This is a genomic window from Burkholderia sp. NRF60-BP8, assembly GCF_001522585.2.
In the GTDB taxonomy this organism is placed as follows: Bacteria; Pseudomonadota; Gammaproteobacteria; order Burkholderiales; family Burkholderiaceae; genus Burkholderia.
This window is the reverse complement of record NZ_CP013373.1, coordinates 2,077,268-2,099,288: the sequence shown is the minus strand read 5'-3', so window position 1 is coordinate 2,099,288 and position 22,021 is coordinate 2,077,268. Positions and strand designations below refer to the sequence as shown.

At 68.2% G+C, this 22,021-nt stretch carries 20 protein-coding genes and 1 tRNA gene; 8 read left to right on the top strand and 13 right to left on the bottom strand.

Going from position 1 to position 22,021, the window contains the following annotated elements; translation table 11 throughout:
- Positions 1–37 precede the first annotated feature (37 nt).
- Complete coding sequence (argE, locus tag WS54_RS23135; RefSeq protein WP_059780914.1) at positions 38–1,258, bottom strand: acetylornithine deacetylase; 1,221 nt, start codon at positions 1,256–1,258, stop codon at positions 38–40.
- A gap of 104 nt (positions 1,259–1,362) precedes the next feature.
- Positions 1,363–4,833: a transcription-repair coupling factor gene (gene mfd / locus WS54_RS23130; protein WP_034207563.1), complete on the bottom strand. Its 3,471-nt coding sequence runs from the start codon at positions 4,831–4,833 to the stop codon at positions 1,363–1,365.
- Between the two features lie 107 nt (positions 4,834–4,940).
- Here mfd and ispD point away from each other — a divergent pair, with 107 nt between their 5' ends.
- Together ispD and ispF are read left to right on the top strand one after the other, a co-directional pair.
- Entirely contained in the window at positions 4,941–5,651 is a 711-nt protein-coding gene (ispD, locus tag WS54_RS23125) for a 2-C-methyl-D-erythritol 4-phosphate cytidylyltransferase (RefSeq protein WP_059780915.1), read from the top strand.
- 29 nt (positions 5,652–5,680) lie between these two features.
- On the top strand, positions 5,681–6,163 hold the full coding sequence (gene ispF, locus WS54_RS23120) for a 2-C-methyl-D-erythritol 2,4-cyclodiphosphate synthase (protein WP_034207561.1): 483 nt from the start codon (positions 5,681–5,683) through the stop codon (positions 6,161–6,163).
- A gap of 111 nt (positions 6,164–6,274) precedes the next feature.
- On the opposite strand, the gene WS54_RS23115 is transcribed toward ispF, so the two are convergent.
- The 4 genes from WS54_RS23115 to ompR all read right to left on the bottom strand — a co-directional run bounded on the left by WS54_RS23115 (position 6,275) and on the right by ompR (position 9,754).
- Positions 6,275–6,802, bottom strand: coding sequence for a carboxymuconolactone decarboxylase family protein (locus WS54_RS23115; protein WP_006478562.1), 528 nt, complete (start codon positions 6,800–6,802; stop codon positions 6,275–6,277).
- Positions 6,803–6,878: 76 nt separating this feature from the next.
- Positions 6,879–7,427 carry a peroxiredoxin gene (locus WS54_RS23110; protein ID WP_034207560.1) on the bottom strand — a complete coding sequence of 183 codons (549 nt, stop codon included), beginning with the start codon at positions 7,425–7,427 and terminating at the stop codon, positions 6,879–6,881.
- A 189-nt stretch (positions 7,428–7,616) separates the two neighbouring features.
- Entirely contained in the window at positions 7,617–8,978 is a 1,362-nt protein-coding gene (locus WS54_RS23105; protein ID WP_034207559.1) for an ATP-binding protein, read from the bottom strand.
- Between the two features lie 41 nt (positions 8,979–9,019).
- Positions 9,020–9,754, bottom strand: a complete 735-nt coding sequence (gene ompR, locus WS54_RS23100) for an osmolarity response regulator transcription factor OmpR (protein WP_006478565.1) — start codon at positions 9,752–9,754, stop codon at positions 9,020–9,022.
- A gap of 258 nt (positions 9,755–10,012) precedes the next feature.
- Here ompR and WS54_RS23090 point away from each other — a divergent pair, with 258 nt between their 5' ends.
- The 3 genes from WS54_RS23090 (at position 10,013) to WS54_RS23080 (ending at position 13,198) form a co-directional block, all read left to right on the top strand.
- Positions 10,013–10,291 carry a hypothetical protein gene (locus WS54_RS23090; protein WP_034207558.1) on the top strand — a complete coding sequence of 93 codons (279 nt, stop codon included), beginning with the start codon at positions 10,013–10,015 and terminating at the stop codon, positions 10,289–10,291.
- A 134-nt stretch (positions 10,292–10,425) separates the two neighbouring features.
- On the top strand, positions 10,426–11,922 hold the full coding sequence (locus WS54_RS23085) for a DUF1800 domain-containing protein (protein ID WP_059781096.1): 1,497 nt from the start codon (positions 10,426–10,428) through the stop codon (positions 11,920–11,922).
- A gap of 55 nt (positions 11,923–11,977) precedes the next feature.
- Positions 11,978–13,198 carry a DUF1501 domain-containing protein gene (locus WS54_RS23080; protein ID WP_034207557.1) on the top strand — a complete coding sequence of 407 codons (1,221 nt, stop codon included), beginning with the start codon at positions 11,978–11,980 and terminating at the stop codon, positions 13,196–13,198.
- Between the two features lie 10 nt (positions 13,199–13,208).
- Here the strand turns inward: WS54_RS23080 and hpnD are convergent, their stop codons facing one another.
- Positions 13,209–14,042 (bottom strand): presqualene diphosphate synthase HpnD, encoded by an 834-nt coding sequence (gene hpnD / locus WS54_RS23075; RefSeq protein ID WP_034207556.1) that lies wholly within the window; start codon positions 14,040–14,042, stop codon positions 13,209–13,211.
- A 246-nt stretch (positions 14,043–14,288) separates the two neighbouring features.
- On the opposite strand from hpnD, the gene WS54_RS23070 reads away from it, so the two are divergent.
- Positions 14,289–14,375, top strand: a tRNA-Leu gene (locus tag WS54_RS23070).
- Here the strand turns inward: WS54_RS23070 and WS54_RS33760 are convergent.
- The 5 genes from WS54_RS33760 to WS54_RS23045 all read right to left on the bottom strand — a co-directional run bounded on the left by WS54_RS33760 (position 14,366) and on the right by WS54_RS23045 (position 18,702).
- A complete protein-coding gene (locus WS54_RS33760) occupies positions 14,366–14,770 on the bottom strand; it encodes a hypothetical protein (RefSeq protein ID WP_159086702.1) in 405 nt (134 codons plus the stop codon). The genes WS54_RS23070 and WS54_RS33760 overlap by 10 nt on opposite strands.
- Positions 14,771–14,959: 189 nt before the next feature.
- A complete protein-coding gene (locus WS54_RS23060; protein ID WP_034207554.1) occupies positions 14,960–15,190 on the bottom strand; it encodes a hypothetical protein in 231 nt (76 codons plus the stop codon).
- 110 nt (positions 15,191–15,300) lie between these two features.
- The gene (locus WS54_RS23055; RefSeq protein ID WP_059780917.1) at positions 15,301–16,410 is read right to left on the bottom strand and encodes a class II histone deacetylase; all 1,110 of its coding nucleotides are present in this window, start codon (positions 16,408–16,410) and stop codon (positions 15,301–15,303) included.
- 14 nt (positions 16,411–16,424) lie between these two features.
- A complete protein-coding gene (locus tag WS54_RS23050; RefSeq protein ID WP_059780919.1) occupies positions 16,425–17,633 on the bottom strand; it encodes an MFS transporter in 1,209 nt (402 codons plus the stop codon).
- Positions 17,634–17,655: 22 nt separating this feature from the next.
- A complete protein-coding gene (locus tag WS54_RS23045; protein ID WP_059780921.1) occupies positions 17,656–18,702 on the bottom strand; it encodes a porin in 1,047 nt (348 codons plus the stop codon).
- A 302-nt stretch (positions 18,703–19,004) separates the two neighbouring features.
- Here WS54_RS23045 and WS54_RS23040 point away from each other — a divergent pair, with 302 nt between their 5' ends.
- Positions 19,005–20,156, top strand: coding sequence for a helix-turn-helix transcriptional regulator (locus tag WS54_RS23040; RefSeq protein ID WP_059780922.1), 1,152 nt, complete (start codon positions 19,005–19,007; stop codon positions 20,154–20,156).
- Between the two features lie 105 nt (positions 20,157–20,261).
- Entirely contained in the window at positions 20,262–21,260 is a 999-nt protein-coding gene (locus WS54_RS23035) for a 2-dehydropantoate 2-reductase (RefSeq protein WP_059780924.1), read from the top strand.
- 263 nt (positions 21,261–21,523) lie between these two features.
- On the opposite strand, the gene WS54_RS23030 is transcribed toward WS54_RS23035, so the two are convergent.
- Positions 21,524–21,973 carry a MarR family winged helix-turn-helix transcriptional regulator gene (locus WS54_RS23030; protein ID WP_034207548.1) on the bottom strand — a complete coding sequence of 150 codons (450 nt, stop codon included), beginning with the start codon at positions 21,971–21,973 and terminating at the stop codon, positions 21,524–21,526.
- Positions 21,974–22,021 lie beyond the last annotated feature (48 nt).

The following is a 22,021-nucleotide window of genomic DNA, read 5'->3' as shown; positions in this document are numbered from 1 at the left end:
CCGGCCCGCGCACGCGGGCCGGCGTGGCGGGAGGCAGTCAGTGCGCGTCGACCGACATGCTGCGGATGAACTTGCGCAGGAACTGCTCGCAGCCGGCGAGCTGCGCGAGCTCGACATATTCGTTCGGCTTGTGCGCCTGCTCGATGTTGCCGGGCCCGCACACGACGCTCGGGATGCCCGCGCGCTCGAACAGGCCGGCCTCGGTGCCGTACGCGACCTTGCGCTTGTCCTGGTCGGCCGTCAGCGCGCGCACGAGCTGCGTGATCGCGGCCTGTTCGGTCGCGTCGAGGCCGGGCGCCGCGGCGATCTTCGAGAACTCGATCGCGGCGTTCGGATGTTCGCGCAGCATCTGCGGCAACAGCGTTTCCTGCGCATACGCTTTGATGCGCGTGAAGATCTGCTCGGGGTCGAGCGTCGGCAGGTTGCGGAATTCGAAGTCGAAGCGGCACTCGGCCGGCACCGTGTTGATCGCGTTGCCGCCCTGGATCGTGCTCGTCTGCGCGGTGGTGAACGGCACGTCGTACAGTTCGTCGAACGGGCCTTCGGTGCGAAAGCGCTCGGCGATGTCGCGGATGTGGCAGATGAGGCGCGCCGCATACTCGATCGCGTTGAGCCCCTTCGGCGTCAGCGACGAATGCGCGGCATGGCCGCGCACGCAGCAGCGGTATGCGTTGATGCCCTTGTGCGCGATGATCGGCCGCATGCTGGTCGGCTCGCCGACGATGCAGCCGGACGGCTGCACGCCGCGCTTCACCAGATCGGCGATCATCAGCGGCGCGCCCGCACAGCCGATTTCCTCGTCGTACGACAGCGCGAAATGGATCGGCTTCGCGAGCTTCGTCGCCTGCATCTCGGGCAGCAGCGCGAGCGCCGCGCCGATGAAGCCTTTCATGTCGCAGGTGCCGCGGCCGTACAGGCGGCCGTCGCGGATTTCCGGCGCGAACGGGTTGCTGTCCCATTGCTGGCCGTCGACCGGCACGACGTCGGTGTGGCCCGACAGCACGATGCCGCCGTTGGTCGAGCCGTCGTGCGCGGGCACGGTGGCAAACAGGTTTGCCCAGCCTTCGCGCGGATCGTGCGTGATCGTCGACGCGATGCCCTTCGCGGCGAGCGCGTCGCGCACCGTTTCGATCAGGCCGAGGTTCGGCACGCGGCTCGTCGTGTCCATCGACACGAGCTGCTTGACCCAGGGCAGGCTGACGAGCGATGCGTCGCCTTCGGTTGCGGCGGACGGTGCGGTCGCGTCGAGAGTGGACATGGCAAAACTCCGTCTGATGAATGGGAAATCATACTCAAAAACGCGCCGGCCCGCCTTCGTCGGGCGCGATGCGGTGCAGCAACGTCGCGCCCGTCAGGATCGCGTCAACGCGCCGCGACGGCCGCCCCCTGTTTCGGGCCGAGCGCGCGCAGCGTTTCCTTGATCGTCGACACGCGGATCGCGAGGTCGGGCGAGCGCGTCTCGATGCGCAGCTTGTCCTGCCCCGCGAGCTTGATATGGCGATGCTTCTGCACCATCTCGATGATCCGCATCGGGTCGATCGGCGGGTTCGGCTCGAACTGCAGACCGATCGCGGCCTCGCTCGCGTCGATCTTCACGATGCCGAGCGGCTTCGCGGCGATCCGCAGCCGGTGCGTCTCGACGAGCGCGTGCGCCTGCGGCGGCAGCTTGCCGAAGCGGTCGATCAGTTCCTCCTGGATGCCGTCGATCGCGTCGCCGTGCTCGCAGTTCGCGAGCCGCTTGTACAGCGACAGCCGCTCCTGTACGTCCGCGCAGTAGTCGGCCGGCAGGATCGCGGGCGCATGCAGGTTGATTTCGGTCGTCGCGGCGAGCGGGGCGGTGAGGTCGGGCTCCTTGCCGTTCTTCAGCGCCTTCACCGCGTCGTTCAGCATGTCCGTATAGAGCTGGAAGCCGATCTCGTGGATTTCGCCCGACTGCTTGTCGCCGAGCACTTCGCCGGTGCCGCGGATCTCGAGGTCGTGCATCGCGAGATAGAAGCCCGAGCCCAGCTCCTCCATCTGCTGGATCGCTTCCAGCCGGCGCTGCGCCTGCTTGGTCAGCGACTGCGGATCGTGGACCAGCAGATACGCATACGCCTGGTGGTGCGAGCGGCCGACGCGGCCGCGCAGCTGGTGAAGCTGCGCGAGGCCGAACTTGTCCGCGCGGTGCATGATGATCGTGTTCGCGCTCGGCACGTCGATGCCGGTCTCGATGATGGTCGTGCACAGCAGCACGTTCGCGCGTTGCGCGACGAAGTCGCGCATCACGCGTTCGAGTTCGCGTTCGTGCATCTGGCCGTGCGCGATCACGATGCGCGCCTCGGGCACGAGCGCCTCGAGCATCGCCTTGCGGTTCTCGATCGTCTCGACTTCGTTGTGCAGGAAGTACACCTGGCCGCCGCGCTTCAGCTCGCGCAGCATCGCCTCGCGGATCACGCTTTCTTCCTCGCGCCGCACGAAGGTCTTGATCGCGAGCCGCTTCTGCGGCGCGGTCGCGATCACCGAGAAATCGCGCAGCCCTTCGAGCGCCATCCCGAGCGTGCGCGGAATCGGCGTCGCGGTGAGCGTCAGCACGTCGACTTCCGCGCGCAGCGCCTTCAGCGCTTCCTTCTGGCGCACGCCGAAGCGGTGTTCCTCGTCGATGATCACGAGGCCGAGGCGCTTGAACTGCACGTCCGACGACAGCAGCTTGTGCGTGCCGATCACGATGTCGACGCTGCCTTCGTTGATCTGCGCGATCGCCGCGTTCACTTCCTTCGCGGTCTTGAAGCGCGACAGCTCGACGATCCGCACCGGCCAGTCCGCGAAACGGTCGGCGAAGGTCTGCGTGTGCTGCTCGGCGAGCAGCGTGGTCGGCGACAGCAGCGCGACCTGCTTGCCGCCCAGCACCGCGATGAACGCCGCACGCAGCGCGACCTCGGTCTTGCCGAAGCCGACGTCGCCGCACACGAGGCGATCCATCGGCTTGCCGCTCGTCATGTCGCCGATCACGGCCGCGATCGCCGCAGCCTGGTCGGGGGTTTCCTCGAAGCCGAAGCTTTCCGCGAATTTCACGTAGTCGCGCGGATCGAGCGAGAACGCGTGGCCTTCGCGGGCCGCGCGGCGCGCGTACAGGTTCAGCAGCTCGGCGGCCGTGTCGCGGATCTGCTGCGCGGCCTTGCGTTTCGCGCGCTCCCACTGGCCGGAGCCGAGCGCGTGCAGCGGCGCGCTGTCGGGATCGGCGCCGCTGTAGCGCGAGATCACGTGCAGTTGCGCGACGGGCACGTAGAGCTTGCTGTCGCCCGAGTATTCGAGATGCAGGAATTCGGTCTCGCCTTCGCCGAGATCCATCGACACGAGGCCCATGTAGCGGCCGATGCCGTGCTGCGCGTGGACGACCGGGTCGCCGACCTTCAGCTCCGACAGGTCGCGCACCATCGCGTCGACGTTGCTCGCCTGTTCCTGCCGGCGGCGGCCCGCGCGGCGGCCGAGCGCGCCGTACAGCTCGGTCTCGGTGACGATCGCATAGCCTTCGCCCGGCACCGCGAAGCCGGTCGCGAGCGGCGCGACGCCGAGCGCGAAGCGTTCGTCGCTCGCGAGCCAGCCCGCGAAGTGGTCGTTCGACGCGGGGCGCAGGTGATGCTCGGCGAGCAGTTGCAGGATCGTCTCGCGGCGGCCGGCCGATTCGACCGTCAGCAGCACGCGCTTGCCCGACGATTCGACGAACCTGCGCAGCGAGGCGAGCGGATCGTCGGCATGGCGGTCGACGGTGAGCTCGGGCAGCGCGGTCGCCCAGCCGCCGGCCGGCTGCGCGGGCAGCACGACGCGCGCGAACGGCTTCGCGAACGCGAAGAAATCCTCGTCGGACAGGAACAGCCGCTGCGGCTCGAGGATCGGCCGCTCGCGATCGTGCGCGAGGAACGCGTGACGCTGCTTCGTATCGGCCGTGAAGCGGCGGATCGATGCGTCCAGATCGCCGGCGAACACGAGATGCGCGTCCTGCGGCAGATAGTGGAACAGCGTGGCCGTCTCGTCGAAGAACAGCGGCAGGTAATACTCGATGCCGGCCGATGGCACGCCGTTGCCGATGTCCTTGTAGATCGGCGCGCGGCTCGGGTCGCCTTCGAAGGTTTCGCGCCAGCGGCTGCGGAAGGCCGTGCGCGCGGCTTCGTCGAACGGGAACTCGCGGCCGGGCAGCAGGCGCACGTCGCGCACCGGGTAGAGGCTGCGCTGCGTGTCGGGATCGAACGCGCGGATCGAATCGACCTGGTCGTCGAACAGGTCGATCCGGTACGGCAGCGGCGAACCCATCGGGTACAGGTCGATCAGCGAGCCGCGCACGCAGTATTCGCCGGGGCGCACGACCTGGCTCACGTGCTCGTAGCCGGCCAGCGTGAGCTGGGCCTTCAGCTTCGCCTCGTCGAGCCGCTCGCCCTGCGCGAACGCGAACGTGTACGCGGCCATGAACGACGCCGGCGGCATCCGGTACAGCGCGGTCGTGGCGGGCACGAGCAGGATGTCGCAGCGGCCCTCGCCGAGGTCGTGCAGCGTCGCGAGCCGCTCCGACACGAGGTCCTGGTGCGGGGAGAAGGTGTCGTACGGCAGCGTTTCCCAATCGGGCAGCAGGCGCACGCGCGCATCGGGCGAGAAGTAGGGGATTTCCTGCGACAGCCGCTGCGCGTCGACCGCGTTCGCGCAGATCACCGCGAGCAGCGGCACGTCCGGACGGTTGTCGGCGAGATAACGGGCGATGGCGAGCGCGTCGGCGGAGCCGTGCGCGCCGTCGAAGGCGAAACGCTGGCCGGGCTTGACGCGGGCAACGGGTGAAGCGGACGGGGTGGAAGCGTTATCTGGCATAGGGACGACAGGGGTGGCGTGCACGGGCGCAGCGCGGTGCGCCGGTCGAGACGAAAGACCTATTATAAAATCCGCTTCTCGATTTCATCTTTCCGGCGTTTGCCTTCGTGACTCCCCGACTTTTCGCCCTGATTCCCTGTGCCGGCACGGGCAGCCGTTCCGGCTCGGCCGTGCCGAAGCAATATCGCACGCTGGCCGGCCGCGCGCTGCTGCACTACACGCTCGCCGCGTTCGACGCGTGCAGCGAGTTCTCGCAGACGCTCGTCGTGCTCGCGCCCGACGATTCCCATTTCGACGCACGCCGCTTCGCGGGCCTGCGCTTCGCGGTGCGCCGCTGCGGCGGCGGCTCGCGGCAGGCGTCGGTGCTCAACGGGCTGCTGGAGCTGGCCGAATTCGGCGCGACCGACCACGACTGGGTGCTCGTGCACGACGCCGCGCGCCCGGGCATCACGCCGGCGCTGATCCGCACGCTCGTCGCGACGCTGAAGGACGACCCGGTCGGCGGCATCGTCGCGCTGCCGGTGGCCGACACGCTCAAGCGCGTGCCGGCCGGCGGCGACGCGATCGCGCGCACGGAGTCGCGCGACGCGCTGTGGCAGGCGCAGACCCCGCAGATGTTCCGCATCGGCATGCTGCGCGACGCGATCCTGCGCGCGCAGCGCGAAGGGCACGACCTGACCGACGAAGCGAGCGCGATCGAATGGGCCGGCCATACGCCGCGCGTCGTGCAGGGCAGCCTGCGCAATTTCAAGGTCACGTACCCGGAAGATTTCGCGCTCGCGGAAGCGATTCTCGCGCGGGCCGCGAACGCTTCCTGACTTTTCCTTCATCTCAAACCGGATTACGCATGGATTTCAGAATCGGACAAGGCTACGACGTGCATCAGCTCGTCCCGGGACGCCCGCTCATCATCGGCGGCGTGACGATTCCGTACGAGCGCGGTCTGCTCGGCCACTCGGACGCGGACGTGCTGCTGCACGCGATCACCGACGCGCTGTTCGGCGCGGCGGCGCTCGGCGACATCGGCCGTCATTTCTCCGACACGGACGCGGCGTTCAAGGGCGCGGACAGTCGCGTGCTGCTGCGCGAGTGCGTCGCCCGCGTGAACGCGGCCGGCTTCGCGATCCAGAACGTCGACAGCACGGTGATCGCGCAGGCGCCCAAGCTCGCGCCGCACATCGACGGGATGCGCGCGAACATCGCGGCCGATCTCGGGCTGCCGCTCGAGCGCGTGAACGTGAAGGCGAAGACCAACGAGAAGCTCGGCTATCTCGGCCGCGGCGAGGGGATCGAGGCACAGGCCGCCGCACTGCTGGTGAAGCAGGGCTGAAACCGCGACCGGGCGGCGGCGCCCGCGCGGCGTCCCGCCGGAAAGCAAAAATGCCACGCAAGCGCGTGGCATTTTTTCATGCGGAGCCGGCCCCGAGCGGGGCGGCGCGGCTTATTCGCCTTCGGCGGCGATCACCTGCGCGGCGGCGTTGATCACCGACGCGATGCGGCCGACGTCGCGCAGTTGCGTGACGGTCATCCCTTGCTCGTTCTTCAGCAGCGCATAGTGCGACTTCACGCAGAAGTGGCACTTGCCGACGATCGACGCGGCGAGCGCGTACATCTCGAACTTGCGCTTGTCGACGCCGCCGTGCGTCGCGTACGCGCCCATCCGCAATTCGGCGCGCTGCGTCTTCAGGTCGGCGTCGTCGGCCATCTCGACGTACGGATACCAGGTGTTGTTCATCCCCATCAGCGCGGCCGCCGTCAGCACGGCGTTCGTCTCCTCGGGCGACAGCACGCCGGCTTCGCGGATCGTCTTGACGAGCACCGTGCTCTTCGCCGCGATGGCCGCCGCCAGCGCTACGCCGACCGCGTCGGTGCCTTCGAGCGACGAGCGCGAGATCGTGCCGTCGAGGTTCAGGCGAATGTCCTTCGCGTAGTCGGGGATGCGTGCCTTAATCGAGTCGATGAATTCCATTGATATCTCCTATGGGTTGGCCGTTAAAAAAGCCCGCAGGCAGGACGTGCGCCGCGGGCTTCGTGCATCGATGCGCTTACAGCGTTGCGCCGCCGACTGCACGGTTGCACGGGCACAGTTCGTCCGTTTGCAGGCCGTCCAGAATGCGCAGGACTTCTTCCGGGCTGCGGCCGACGTTCAGGTTGTTCACCGAAACGTGCTGGATCGTGTTGTCCGGATCGACGATGAACGTTGCACGCAGGGCCACGCCGGCTTCCTTGTCGCGCACGCCGAGCTGGTCGATCAGTTCGCCCTTGACGTCGCCGAACGAATAGTGGTTCAGCTTGTCGAGGTCCTTGTGCTCACGGCGCCATGCGAGCTTGACGAATTCGTTGTCCGAGCTGCCGCCGAGCAGGACGGCGTCGCGCTCTTCGAACTGCTTCGTGAGCTTCGCGAACTCGACGATTTCCGTCGGGCACACGAACGTGAAATCCTTCGGATAGAAGTAGATGATCTTCCACTTGCCCGGGAACGACGCTTCGGTGATGGTCTCGAACGCCGACTGGCCGTTTTCCTCGTGATTGTTGAAGCCCGGCTTCGCGGCTACGACGGTGAAAGCTTCGAGTTTATCGCCCACGGTTTTCATGCGGATACTCCTGTGTGAGTTGGGAAGAAGACTGAGTCAAGCTACCTCGGTGCTGCAACGATGATGTGACAGCATGAAAGGGACTATAACACTATTGATGTTTCACTTCAATAGATTTTGACTAACGCCCTTCATAGCTTTTGTCAACCGGATCGATAGTGTGACGCGCAAGATGCGTGCGCGAACGTGTCATGCGGTCGCACGCGCCTTGCCGGCGCCGGGGAATTCGAGCGTGACTTCGAGGCCGGCTTCCGGGTGGCGGTTACGCAGGCGCAGCGCGCCGCGGTAGCGGCCGACGAGCCGCAGCACGATCGCCATGCCGAGCCCCGTGCCGTCCGCCTTGGTGCGCGCGGTGTCGACGCGGTAGAACGGCCGCATCACGAGCGGCAACTGATCCTCGGGGATGCCGGGGCCTTCGTCGCTCACCGACAGCTCGACGCGCGCATGCGACACGCGCGTCTCGAGCGTGATGCGCGAGATGCCGTCCTGCTTGCTCTGACCGTACTTGCGCGCGTTCTCGACGAGGTTGCCGATCACGCGCCGCATGTCGGTCTCGTCGGCTTCGATGATCGCGCTCGGCGCGAGCCGCGTGCGGATTTCGACGCCGTCCTCGCCCGACACGCGCGCGGCGACGTCCTGCGCGACCGACGACAGATCGACGGGCTCGGGCTTGCGCTGCGACGGGCGCGCGTAGTCGATGAAGGCCGCGATGATGCGGTCCATTTGCTCGATGTCGTCGACCATCGCGTCCTTGGTCGCCTGGTCGGACGGGCTCATCTCGGTTTCGAGCCGCAGCCGCGCGAGCGGCGTGCGCAGGTCGTGCGAGATGCCCGCGAGCATCAGCGCGCGATCGGCCTCGAGCTGTTCGAGGTCGCGCACCATCTGGTTGAAGCTGCGGTTGGTCTCGGCCGCGACGCCCATCCCGCGCTCGGGCAGCGGCTCGGGCGCCTGGCCCGAACCGACCTGGCGCGCGGCGAGCGCGAGCCGCGAGAACGGCCGGTTCACGAGGCTGGTGATGAACGCGGAGCCGAATAGCGACAGCGCGAGCGCGAACAGCCCCCAGCCGGCCCACTGCAGGCCCGTGACGTTGTCGAGCTGGTCGCGATCGAGCGCGACCCAGTAATCGTCGTCGTCGATCTTGAAGCTGATCCACACGCCGGGAATGTCGTTGACCGACTGCGCGATCACGGTATCGTCGCCGAGGCGGCTGCGGATGTCGTGTTCGATCAGGCGGGTCAGCGATTCGTCGGGCTGCAGCGTGAACTTGTCGGTTTTTTCGCGCGGGTACACGCGCACGCCCTCGTTGCTCTCGAGATCCTGCAGTAGCGCGCGCCGCAAGTCGGGATCGGAATAGAGCAGGGCGGTGCGGGTGAGTTTCACGACCGCGACGAGCTGGAGCGCGACGCGCTGCGCGCGCGGCTCGCGCTCGATCACGCGAAAGCTCTGGAACCACGCGGCGAGACTGACCGAGATCAGCAGCGCGATCAGCAGGAAGGTGCGCCAGAACAGCCCGCCGAACGCGAGCTGCAGAAGGCGCCGGTCGATACGCATGGGACGGGCCGTGGGCGGGGCGAAACCGGGAAGGAAAAAGCTCAGGCGGCGCCGTCCGGGATGAACACGTAGCCGAGGCCCCAGACGGTCTGGATGAAGCGCGGGCTGCCCGGATCCGGTTCGATCAGCTTGCGCAGGCGCGAAATCTGCACGTCGAGGCTGCGGTCGAACACTTCGTATTCACGGCCGCGTGCGAGCTCCATCAGCTTTTCGCGCGACAGCGGCTGACGCGGATGACGGGCGAACACTTTCAGCACCGAGAATTCGCCGGTGGTCAGCGGAATTTCCTGGCCGGACTTGGTCAGCGTGCGCGTGGCGAGATTCAGCGAGAATTCGCCGAACTCGAACACCTCGGTGGTTTCCGACGGTGCGCCCGGCAGTTCGGCCGGCGCCTGGCGGCGCAGCACCGCATGAATGCGCGCGACCAGTTCGCGCGGATTGAACGGCTTCGGCAGGTAATCGTCGGCGCCCATCTCGAGGCCGACGATGCGATCGACGTCCTCGCCCTTCGCGGTGAGCATGATGATCGGCGTGCGGTCGTTGCTGCCGCGCAGCCGGCGGCAGATCGACAGGCCGTCTTCGCCGGGCAGCATCAGGTCGAGCACGAGCAGGTCGAAACGCTCGCGGACCCAGAGCTTGTTCATTGCGGTCGCGTTTTCCGCGACGTAGACGTTGAAACCCTGTTCGCCGAGATAGCGGCGCAGCAGATCGCGCAGGCGAGGGTCGTCGTCGACGACGAGAATCTTGGAGGGGTTTTTCGTTTCCATGATCGGCATCTTATCGCGAATGGGAATTGGCGCACGGCCGCGTATTTTCGTGCGTTACAGTCGGTTACAAAATTTACCCGTAGTGTCGCGCCGAGTAAAGGCAGGCTATAGAGATTCCTTTACTCGAAGCCGAAATTCGGTAGATACTCCCCTGCACTCCATCTTTCATCTTTGTACACCCGAATTCCGCAGGGTTTTTCAAGTACCAGAGGTAGCCGGTTGCCGCGTGACGAAGGGAACAAATCGACCAAAGAAGCGAGGACGGTCATGCGATCTGCCCGGATTGCACTGATGCTGACGATCGCGCTTGCCGGTCCGTATGCGTCGAACCTCGCGTATGCGCAGCGCCCCGAGCAGGGCGCATCGTCGCGCAAGCTGCCGCGCGGCAAAGCGCCGCAGCCCGATCGCGCCGCCGATATGACGGCCCGTTCCGCCGTGCCTCCCGATCTCGAACAGCGCCGTCGCGACGGGCACATGACGCCCGAAGAGCGGCACCTGTTGCGCCAGCACATCGAAGACGCCGTGCGCGAGTTGTACAAGCGCTGATGCGTGCCGTCGTTCGCGTTGCGCGGAAATCCCCGCGCGGAAAGAATTCGTAGCATTTTTTCCGTCAACTTTCGGCCGCCGAATGCCGTTGTACGGGCATCCGCACCGCCGGTGCGTTCCGGGAGTCCATGACGATGAAAGCGAACGCTGCCGCACCGGCGCCGTCGCCTGCCATGCAGTCGCCGCTCGATGCCGACGACGCGGTGTTTTTTCTCGGTCGCACCGGTTTTTCTCCCGCTCCCGCCGAAGTCGCGCGCATCGTCGGCATGACGCGCGCGCAGGTCGTGGCCGATACGCTCGGCAGTGCACGGCGCGAACCCGTCACGACGTGGCCCGACTGGCTCGCCGAGCCGCCGCCGACACGCGCGCAGCGCCGGGCGCTGACGCCCGACATGCGGCGCGACGAGCAGCGCGAGCGCAATCGCCGCTACGATGCGTTGCGTGCGGCCTGGGTCAACGAGATGGTCGCGACGTCGTCGCCGCTCACCGAGCGCATGACGCTGTTCTGGCACGGGCATTTCACGTCCGGGCAGGACAAGGTGCCTTACCCGCAGACGATGGCCGCGCAGAACGCGCTGTTTCGCCGCGAGGCGCTCGGCAACTTCGGCTCGCTGCTGCACGCGGTCGCGAAGGATCCGGCGATGCTGCAGTATCTCGACGGCGCGAGCAATCGCAAGGGCCGCCCGAACGAGAATTTCGCGCGCGAGGTGATGGAACTGTTCACGCTCGGCGAAGGGCATTACACGCAATACGACGTGACCGAGGCCGCGCGCGCGATGACGGGCTGGACGGTCGATCCCGACACGCTGCGCTTCGCGGTGCGGCCCGAATGGCACGATGCCGGCGACAAGACGATCCTCGGCGAAACCGGGCCGTTCGACGGCGACGGCTTTCTCGACATCCTGCTGAAGCGGCCGGACACCGCGCGCTTCATCGCCGGCAAGTTGTGGCGCGAGTTCGTGTCCGATACGCCGGAGCCGCGCGCGCTCGACGCGGTGGCCGAGCGGTTTCGCGCGAGCGGCTACGACATTCGCGCGGCGCTCGCCGCGCTGTGGTCGACCGACGCGTTCTGGGATCCGCGCAACCGCGGCGTGCTGGTCAAGTCGCCGGCGGAATTCGTGGTCGGCTCGGTGCGGCTGTTCGACGTGGCGTACGGCGATCCGCAGATGCTCGCGAACACCGTGCGCACGCTCGGACAGAACCTGTTCTATCCGCCGAACGTGAAGGGCTGGCCAGGCGGCGCGTTGTGGATCAACAGCACGACGCTGCTGTCGCGCAAGCAGTTCGTCGAGCAGTTGTTCCGTGCGACCGAGACGGCCGGCATGCGGCCGCCGGCCCGTGCGATCGCGCCGTCGCCGAGCGCGCACGCGATGCCGGTGGCCGACGCGGCGTCCGCCGCCGGCCCGCGCGGCATGCCCGCGAAGCCCGCGCGCGGCGGCTTGCGTTTCGACCTCGAGCGCTGGCTCGCGCAGTATCGTGCGCGGCCGCAGGCGATCGCGGGACTGTCCACCGAGCTGCAATTGCAGCATGCGGTGCTGCAACTCTCGCCGGTCGCGGCGATCGACACGGATTCGACCGGCAGCGCGTATCTCGAGGCGCTGCTGATGGATCCGGCCTATCAACTGAAATGATGCGAACGACGACGAAGCGGGCGGCGGCCGCGGGCGGCGAACCAAAGGATGTGCGATGAACCGACGTGATTTTCTGACGCTGACGGGCGCCGCGGCGGCGGCCGGCGTGTCGATGTGGCAGGCGCCCGCGGCGGCGGCTGCCGCGCCGCAGGCCGGCCGAAAGCCTGCGGCCGGGTATGCGAACGTGCTGATCCTCGTCGAGCTCAAGGGTGGCAACGACGGCCTCAACACGGTGGTGCCGTATGCGGACCCACTGTACTACTCGTTCCGGCGCGGTATCGGCATCAAGCGCGAGCAGGTGCTGCAGCTCGACGCGCAGACGGGGCTGCACCCGTCGCTCGCGCCGCTGATGCCGCTGTGGCGCGACGGGCAGGTCGCGGTCGTGCAGGGTGTCGGCTATCCGCAGCCGAACCTGTCGCATTTCCGCTCGATCGAGATCTGGGACACCGCGTCGCGCTCGGATCAGTACCTGCACGAGGGTTGGCTCACGCGCACGTTCGCGCAGGCGCCCGTGCCGCCCGGTTTCGCGGCGGACGGCGTCGTGCTCGGCAGCGCCGAGATGGGGCCGTTGTCGAACGGCGCGCGCGCGATCGCGCTCGTCAATCCGGCGCAGTTCATCCGTGCGGCCCGGCTCGCCGAGCCGTCGTCGCTGCGCGAACAGAACCCGGCGCTCGCGCACATCATCGACGTCGAGAACGACATCGTGAAGGCGGCCGACCGGCTGCGCCCGCGCGGCGGGATGCGCGAATTCAGGACGGCCTTTCCGGCCGGCGCGTTCGGCACGTCGGTGAAGACCGCGATGCAGGTGCTGGCCGCGTGCGAAGCGTCCGGGCCCGGCGCGCAGGACGGTGTCGCGGTGCTGCGCCTGACGCTCAACGGCTTCGACACGCACCAGAACCAGCCGGGGCAGCACGCCGCGCTGCTCAAGCAGTTCGCGGACGGGATGAGCGCGATGCGCGCGGCGTTGATCGAACTCGGGCGCTGGAACGAGACGCTCGTGATGACGTATGCGGAATTCGGCCGGCGCGTGCGCGAGAACCAGAGCAACGGCACCGATCACGGCACGGCCGCGCCGCATTTCGTGATGGGCGGCCGCGTGGCGGGCGGGCTGTACGGTGCGCCGCCCGCGCTCGGGCGGCTCGACGGCAACGGCAACCTGCCGGTCGCGGTCGATTTCCGCCAGCTTTACGCGACCGTGCTCGGGCCCTGGTGGGGGCTCGACGCGACGCGCGTGCTGCAGCAGCGTTTCGACACGCTACCGCTGCTGAAGGCGTGATGCGCGCGGCTCAACGGCGGCGCGCGGCGCGCCACGCAATCCACAGCTTGCGGATCGGCGTCAGCGCGATGCGCTGATGCAGCACCTGGTAGCCGTCGCGCGCGATTTCGTCGAGCAGCGCGCCGGCCAGCGCGATCTGCGCGCGCAGCGTGCGTTGCGCGCGGCGTTCGGCGGCGGGAATCGCCGCATCGGCGGCCGCGAGCGCTTCGCGCGCGCGGGTCGTCTGGAATTGCAGCAATTCGGTGAACGCCGGGCTGTAGCGGCGGTTCAGCAGGTCGGCCGCGGTCACGTTGTAGCGCTGCAGTTCGTCGATCGGCAGATAGATGCGGCCGTGGCGCGCGTCGTTGCCGAGCTCCTGCACGAATTGCGCGAGCATCAGCGCGCGGCCGACGTCCGCGGCCCATGGCTGCGGGTCGGCCGGGTGCGCCGAACTGGCGCGCGCAACCAGCGACGCGAAGGTGCCGCCGACCTGCACGATATAGCGCTGCAGGTTCGCGAAATCGAGGTAGCGCGCCTGCTCGAGGTCCATCCCGTAACCGTTGACGAGCGTGCGCAGCGCATCGGCCTCGGCGGCGATCTCCGGGTGATGCTGCGCGAGCGCCTTCGTGACGGGGTGCGACGGTTGCCCGTCGGCCAGTGCCGCGAGTTCCTTGTGCCACCACGCGAGCTTCGTGTGACCGACGGTCGGATCGCTGGTTTCCTTGACGGTTTCCTCGAGTTCGCGGCGCAGCGCGAACAGCGCGGTCAGGCGCGGCTGCGTGGCGAGCGGCGCCTGACGCAGCGCGTAGTAGACGCTGGAGCCTGCGGGGGCGGCCTTTTGCTGACAGTAGTCGTCGAAGTTCACGGGCTGAATCGGTTGGGGCGGGTTCGGGGGACGCGCGGCGGCGCGCTGCCGAAACGTCGAGCGCGGCATTCTAGCACCGCGGCACGACGGGCGCCGGCGGGGCGAGACAAGCCCGCACGGATCGGGTAGAATCTCGCGCTCGCCTGATCGGGCGTGCCGGTTTTCGGGCCGGCTGAAGTGTCCCGAGCGGCCCCGGGCGCGTGGAGCACGCATCTTGCATCCCGCGCGGTCGGGCGACGGAAATGCGCGTGAGTGGCGAAATTGGTAGACGCACCAGGTTTAGGTCCTGACGCCCGCAAGGGTGTGCCGGTTCGAGTCCGGCCTCACGCACCAGAAGTCGAACGTGCCCCCGGCAGGGGGCCGTTCGCGAAAAAGCGCTGCCGGTCGGCTGACCGCAGCGCTTTTTTATTGACGCCGATTTCGCCGCCCGGCATCCGGACCTCGCTCGAAAAACCGGCCGCGTGTAATATCGTGCTCACTTTTCGTACAAGAAGTACAACGACACCGAGGGACCTGCCGATGAAACACACCGTACGTATCTCGATTTCCGTTCTGGCATGGATGCTGGCTGCGCCGACTTTCGCCAATACGCCTGCCGACAACATCGCGTGGAGTGCCACACCCGTGAAGACGGTTGCATCGTCGTCCGCATGCTCCGCGTATTCGGGGCGTGTAATGTCGAGCGGCGAACCGTTGTCGACGGAGGGGGTGTTGAAAGCGCTCGGCACGTCCCTGGCCGGCGCCGCGCTGGCTGCCGTCGCCGGCGGATATCAGGGCGCAGCCCCCAATCCGTGCCCGCGTCCCGGCCTGTGACTCGCTTGCAAGCGGATCGCGGAGCGCACCGCTTCAGTTGAAACGAGCGTGAAACGAAGCGCCGCGCGTCGCCCGACCGCGGCGCTTCGTCGTTTCCGGCGCGCCTATTCCCAGAAGCTGCGGATCGCGACGGCCACGATCACCGGCACCGAGAACACCAGCGGAATCGCGAAATACTGCGCTTCGCGATCGACGATCCAGCTATAGATCACCCACGCCGCGCCGATCGCGAACGTGATGAGACCGACCGTCACGGCGGCGATGTTCAGGGCCAGCTTCGATGGCTGGCGGCGCGTTTTGGCAGTGTCGTCGTTATCGCGCGGGGACGATTTCATCGGAAGAGTGCGGCCTCGGCCGGAACGGGAGTAAAAACACAGGAAACCCCATCCGTACCGATCGCGCAAGGGCCGGCGCATGCCGGCCCGGTATCGTTCGTCAGCGCGCGCTACAATCCGAACGACACGGCCAGTTCGTCGAGCAGTTCGCGCTGGAACGCGATGAACCGCTCGCCCGGCTGCTGCGCGATCGCCAGGTCGAGCATCGGGTCGGCGACCTCGGTGCGCAGGCCGGACAGTTCCTCGACGATCGCCAGCCCGCAGAACGGGACGTACGCCTCCGAATAGCCGCCTTCGTGAACGATCACGAGCCGCCCGCCGCAATGGCGTTGCGCGGCTTCCTTTACCGCGCGGGTCATGAACCGGTAGCTGTCGGTATGCAGCTGCATGCGCGCGAGCGGATCGACCGCGCTCGCGTCGAGGCCGCTCGCGATGACGATCAGCTCGGGGCGGAAACGCGCCAGCGCCGGCAGCACGATTCGCTCGAATGCATACCGATAGGCATCGTCGCCGCTGCCCGCGAGCAGCGGCACGTTCAGGTTCGCGCCGACGCCCGCGCCTTCGCCGCGATCGTCCGCGCCGCCGTAGCCGGGCGGGAAGCAGCGGTCCTGATGCAGCGAAATCGTCAGCGTATCCGGATCGTCGTAGTAGATCGACTGTGTGCCGTTGCCGTGATGCACGTCCCAGTCGATCACCGCGACGCGCTCGATGCCGTGCTTCGCGCGGGCGGCCTCGATCGCGATCGGGATGTTCGCGAGCATGCAGAAGCCCATCGGGCGGTCGCGCAGGCAGTGATGGCCGGGCGGCCGCGACAGCGAGAACGCATTCGCCGCGTGCTCGCCGACGACCGCATCGATCGCCGCGATCGCGAGGCCGGCCGACAGTGCGGCGATCTCGTAGCTGCCTTTGCCGAATGGCGCGAGATCGCCGAGGTCGCCACCGTTCGTGTCGCTCAGCGCGCGGAACGCGTCGAGATAGTGTGCCGGATGAATGCGCAGCAGGTCGGCGGTGGTCGCGGGTTCGGCGCCGCGCAGGTCGAGCTGCGCGGCCAGGCCCGACGCCTGCACGAGCGACAGGAAGCGGCGCTTCGAATCGGGCGATTCCGCGTAGCCCGCGCTCGACGGCGGCTGGACCCAGCCGCCGACCGGAAAGAACAGCGCGTGCGTGCCGCCGGTATGCCAGAAAGTGCGTTCGTCGGTGAAGAAGGCAGTGCGATTCATGTATGCGTGACCTGTCACGGTTGGGAGGAAACGGAAAGGCGCGCGCGGCGATCGATGTGGCGCAGCGCGGCGAACGACACGATCGCGACGGCCGTCGCGGCTGCGAACAGCGCGCGCATCGTGCCGCCGGCGTCGAGCATCAGGCCGGCCAGCAGCGGGCCGGCGGCGAGCCCCGCGCCGATCACGAAATTGAGCGTCGCGACGAGGCGGCCCGACGTGTCGATCTGCGCGACCGTCGCGAGAATGAACGGCAGCACGAAGGTCCACGCGAACTTGAACGTGAAGATCGCCGCGCCGTAGCCGCCGGTGTCACGCGTCGCCGCGAGCGCGACGAGCGACGCCGCGAGCAGCGCATAGCCGGTCGCCAGCATCGCGCGCCGCGCGAGCCGCCCGCCCGCGCACGACGCGAGCGCCGCGCCGGCGATCCCCATCACGCTCGCGATCGCGAGCACGTTGCCGGTCGACTGCGGATCGAGCCCGGCCTCGGCCGCCGCCCGGCTCGCGAACGTCCACACGCTGCCGATCGCGAGATAGAACGTCAGCACCGCGCCGATGGCGAGCACGACGAAGCGTCGCGGCGTCGGCGGCGCGTCGCCGCGCGCCGCGTACGCGGACGCCGCCCGCGTGCCGAGCGACGTCGGAAAGCCGCGCGACAGCGGCGCCGCGAGCAGCGCGAGCACGGCGAGCGCGACGTACAGCGCGCGTAGCCCGAACGCGGCGAACACGTGCGGCAGCACGAACAGGCCGATCGCGCCCGCGATCAACTGGCCGACGACCCACAGGCCGTACACGCGGTCGCTGTTGCTGCTCGTCGCCGCGCTCGTCATGCAGAGCACCATCAGCGAGCCGCCGCCGAGGGCGGTGACGGCGCGCAGCGCGAGCAGCGCGGCAAACCCCGGCATCCATAGCGCAGTCAGCAGGTTGCCCGCGCCGAACATCGCGATGGCGAACGCCGCGACGCGACGCGCGTCGACACGTCCGAGCCACAGGTACGACGGCACGGTCGCGAGGCTGAACGCGCCGAGTTCGACGAAGAAGTAGGTGCCGATCTGCGACGCGGACAAGCCGAGCTGCGTGGCGAGCTGACCGGCGACGGCGGGCGCCACGAGCAGCAACAGCGGCGTGATGGCCGCGAACACGACGAGCGCGACGAGCGTCGAGCGCGCGAACGTCGACGCATGGCCGTCGCGCGAGAGGGCGACATCCGGGGGCAGGGTCTTCATGACGGGATCTCGTTGGGGGGAATCAGAACAGGTGGTACATGCCGACCATCGCGCCGAACTGCGACGCGCCGGCGAGCGGCGTCGGGTCGTATTCGTAGACGGTCTGCGCGCTCTGGCCGCCGTTTCGCGCATAGCCGAGGTTCAGGTATGCGACGGTGCGCTTGGACAGCGCGTACGTGGTGCTCGCGATGAACAACGTCGGGTGGCCGATCGCCGGCGTGCGCGCATCGGTGTGGTAGACGCCCGCGTTCAGGCCGATCCCGTTCGACGTCAGGTAGCGCGCGCCGCCCCAGACGATCGTGCGAGCGGCGTCGAGGTCGCCGGTCAGGCGTTCGACGCCCGCATACACGGTGAGCGGCAGCGTGGCGAACGCATAACGCGCGGCGAGCGTGCCGAGTTCGCGACGCCGCGCGGACGCGTCGGCCGCCGCCGCTACGTCGCCGTGCGCCTGATGCAGCACCGCGCTCACCGACAGGCCGTTGCTCGTGTACTGGCCGCCGAGCTCGAGCACGCGTCCGGCGCGCGTATTGCCCGCGACGCCGGAGGTCGCGGCGAGCGCTTCGACGTCGAAGCCGGCGAACGTCGGCGACTGATATTTGACCGAGTGGTCGATGAAGTTCGCGTTGATCGGCACGAGCACGCCCTGGCCGCTGTACGACCCATACCAGAGCGGGTCGTAGAACAGTGTCTTGTCGAACAGCACGCTGAACTGGCGGCCGAGCGTGACGGTGCCGACCGGTCCCGCGATGCCCGCGTATGCCCCGCGGAAGAACGCGTAGCCGGGCGCGGTCGGGGTACCGTCGTTGACGTTGAAGCCCTGTTCCAGCTTGAACAGCGCCCGCCAGCCGCCGCCGAGATCCTCGTGGCCCTTGATCCCGACCTGCGAAGGCAGGATGCCGTAGTTCTGCAACCGCACGGCCGAATGGCGCCCGTCGGCGTGCGTCAGGTACTGCACGCCGACGTCGAGCGCGCCGTACAGCGTGAGGGCGGACTGCGCGTGCGCGGCGCCGCTGCATGCGGCAAGCGCCGCGGCGGCCGTGGCCGTGCGGATGAAGCGGGGTGTCGTCACGTGGGGTTCTCCATACCTTCCTGCGTCGGTTCGTCGTTGGTGTGGTCGCGACGCAGTGTCCGCAGCGGGAAAACCGTCGAACAGTCGTCCAGATGAACGGTGCGGAAAACCCGCGTTGCGCGGTGTGAACGCCGCGCAACGTCGCCGCGCGCCGTGCTGCGCAGCAGCAACGTGCGGTGTACCGTTCAAATGGATGGGGTTGGCGAGCGTTTCGGCGCCGTGGCCCGCCAAAAAAGTCGCTCGCTATAATCGGCCGGTATCGTTGCGCACATCGGCGGCCCGACCGGACAGGAGAGCGGAAGGTGAGGATCACGACGGATATCGGGCAGGACCTCGACGCGCTGCGCGACGTGCCGGCCGCCATCGCACTCGACGAATTCGCGTGGCCGCCGCTGCCGTCCCGGCGCGCCGATTTCGATGGCGTCACGCGCGGCGACGCAGCGCAGCGCGAACTCGGCCTGATGCTGCTCGACCTGTACGCGGTGGCCGCGCAGTCCGCCATCGGCGAATTCGAATACCGGTTCTTTTCGCTGCTGCAGGCGCTCGTTCCGTTCGATGCCGCGTGGACGGGCGTCGCGACCCATGTGCCGACCGGCCCGGTGATGCACAACAGCTTTTTATACCGGTTGCCGCACGCGTTCTTCATCGACTGGAAGCGCGTGCGCGATTGCGATCCGCTCGCGCGCCGCACGCTGCACGGCGCGCACGGCCGCGCGGTGCGGCTGTCGGTCGTCGAGCCGGGGCTCGATGCGCGGTTTCGCGACTGGTGCGTGAAGTACGGGCTCGCGCAATTGATGTTCGTGTGTACGCTCGATCGCCGCTTCGGCCTGACGACGTTCGTGTCGATCTACCGGCAGGGCCTGAACCGGCCGTTCAGCGACGACGACGCGGATCGTTTCGAGGAAGTCATTCCGCATCTCGCGGCCGCATTGACGATCAACCGCGCCGCGCAGCTCACGCGTGAACGCGAGCGCACCGACACGGTCGTGCCGGCGGCGCGTGCGCTGTGCGACAACTTCGGTGTGCTGCACCACGCCGATCACGATTTCGACGACGTGCTGCGCACCGAATGGCCGGCCTGGGCCGGTGCGCGCGTGCCGGAGCCGCTTGTCGCGCATCTGCGGCGCCAGCCGGGCCGGCCGTTCGTCGGCGACGCGCTGCGCATCCAGTGCGTGCCCGTCGCGGGGCTGTTCCAGATCGAGGCGCGGCCGCGCTCGCTGCTCGACCGGCTGAGCCCGCGCGAGCTCGCGGCGATCCGCTATTACGGCGCCGGGCGTTCGCACAAGGAAGTCGCGCAGCAGATGGCGATCTCGCCGACGACCGTGCGCCACTACCTGCGCTGCGCGTACCGCAAGCTCGGCATGCACGACAAGAGCCAGATCGCCGGCGTGCTCGGCGCGACCAGCGGCGCGATCGACGACGAAGCGGTGGAGGCGGGCAGCGTACCGCGCTGAGGCGCACGAACGCGTGCCGCCGGATGCGCGCTGCGCCGCCAGAATGGTTGTGTCTGCAACCATTGCGCGTTATGCTCGTCAGCTCCCGGGAGACGGAATGCCATCATGAACGACACGAATTCAGGGTCGGTGCGCGCGGCGGTGGTCGGGGTCGGCGCGATCGGCGGATTGCTCGCGGCCGCGTTGTCGAGAGCCGGCATGACCGTGAGCGCGTACGCACGCGGCGCGACGCTCGATGCGCTGAATGCGCACGGCGTGCGCGTGATCGACGAGGCGGGCGCAATCGCGTCGGTGCCGATGCGCGCAAGCGACGATGCGGCCGCGCTCGGTGTGCAGGACTATGTGGTGATCGCGCTGAAGGCACAGGCGCTGCCGGCGCTGGCCGCGCGCATTGCGCCGCTGGTCGGGCCGCATACGGTGATCGTCGCGGCGATGAACGGGCTGCCGTGGTGGTTCACGCACGGGCTCGAAGGGGCGATCGACGGTGTGCCGCTCGATGCGGTCGATCCGGCCGGCGCGGTGTCGGCTGCGTTGCCGCCCGCGCAGGCGATCGGCTGCGTCGTGCATCTGTCGTCGAGTACCGACGCGCCGGGCGTCGTGCGGCGCGGGCGAGGCAACCGGCTGATCGTCGGCACGCCCGATCCGCGGCTCGACGGGGCCACGGCGCGGTTCGCCGCGGCGCTCGCGGCCGGCGGTTTCGACGTCGAGACGACGCCCGCGATCCGGACCGAGATCTGGACGAAGCTGTGGGGCAACATGAACATGAACCCGCTGAGCGCGTTGACCGGGTCGACGGCCGAGCAGTTGCTCGACGATCCGTTCACGCAGGATCTCGCGCTGCGGATGATGGAGGAAGCGGCTGCGATCGGCGCGAGGCTCGGCTTGTCCGCCGGGATGAGCGGCCCCGAGCGGATCGCGGTCACGCGCAAGCTCGGCGCGTTCAAGACGTCGATGCTGCAGGATTTCGAGGCGGGGCGCTCGCTCGAGATCGGGCCGATCCTCGGCGTGTTTCCGGAACTCGGCCGCAAGCTTGGCGTGCCGACGCCGTACTGCGACGCGGTGCTCGGATTGTTGCGTCAGCGTGCGGCGAACAGTGGGTTGTAGTGAGCACGAGGCTGCCGGATTCGCGGCCGTCGGCGACGCCGGCAATGCGACCGCGCGTGCTTCGCGCGATGCCGTCGCGGTGCAAGACGGGCCGCCCGGACGGCGCGCCCGGACAAGCCACCCGGATCGGGTGTGACGCGACGCGGGCGGCTCGTCCGATTCGTCTGATCAATGCCGTCGCCGCGCTTCGCGAACCGGCGACGGCGGGGCCGACACGCCTTGCGACGATTCACTTCATCGCGCTTGACTTCGAAGCCGGTTACTCAGTCGTCGCGCTCGACTGCGTGCGCAACGACCTTGTCGAGCAGCCGCTCGAACGTCTGACGTTCGCTGTCGGACAGGCACGCGAGCAAGCCGTCGTTCCACTTGCGCACGATCGGCATGATCTTGCGATGCAGCGCTCGGCCGTCGGCGGTCAGCGCGATCAGCACGATCCGGCCATCTTCGTCGCTCGCGCTGCGCTCGAGCAGCCCCTGGCGCAGCAGCGCTTCGGCCGCGCGGCTTGCCTGGCTCTTGTCGAGATTGGTGTGGCGCGCGAGATCCATGATCGAGAACGGGCCGAATGCGCCGACGGCGGCGATCACGCGCGCCTCGGGCAGCGAGATGTCGAGCTTGTGCCGGTACACCTCGCCGATCCCGCGGTCGGAGCGCTTCGTGAGCGCATGGAGGCGATAGGTCAGAAACTGATCGAGCCCGGCTTGGCGGCCTTTCATGTCGAATCCTGAAGAAAAAGGGCGGGCCCGATTGTTCCTGTATCGCGC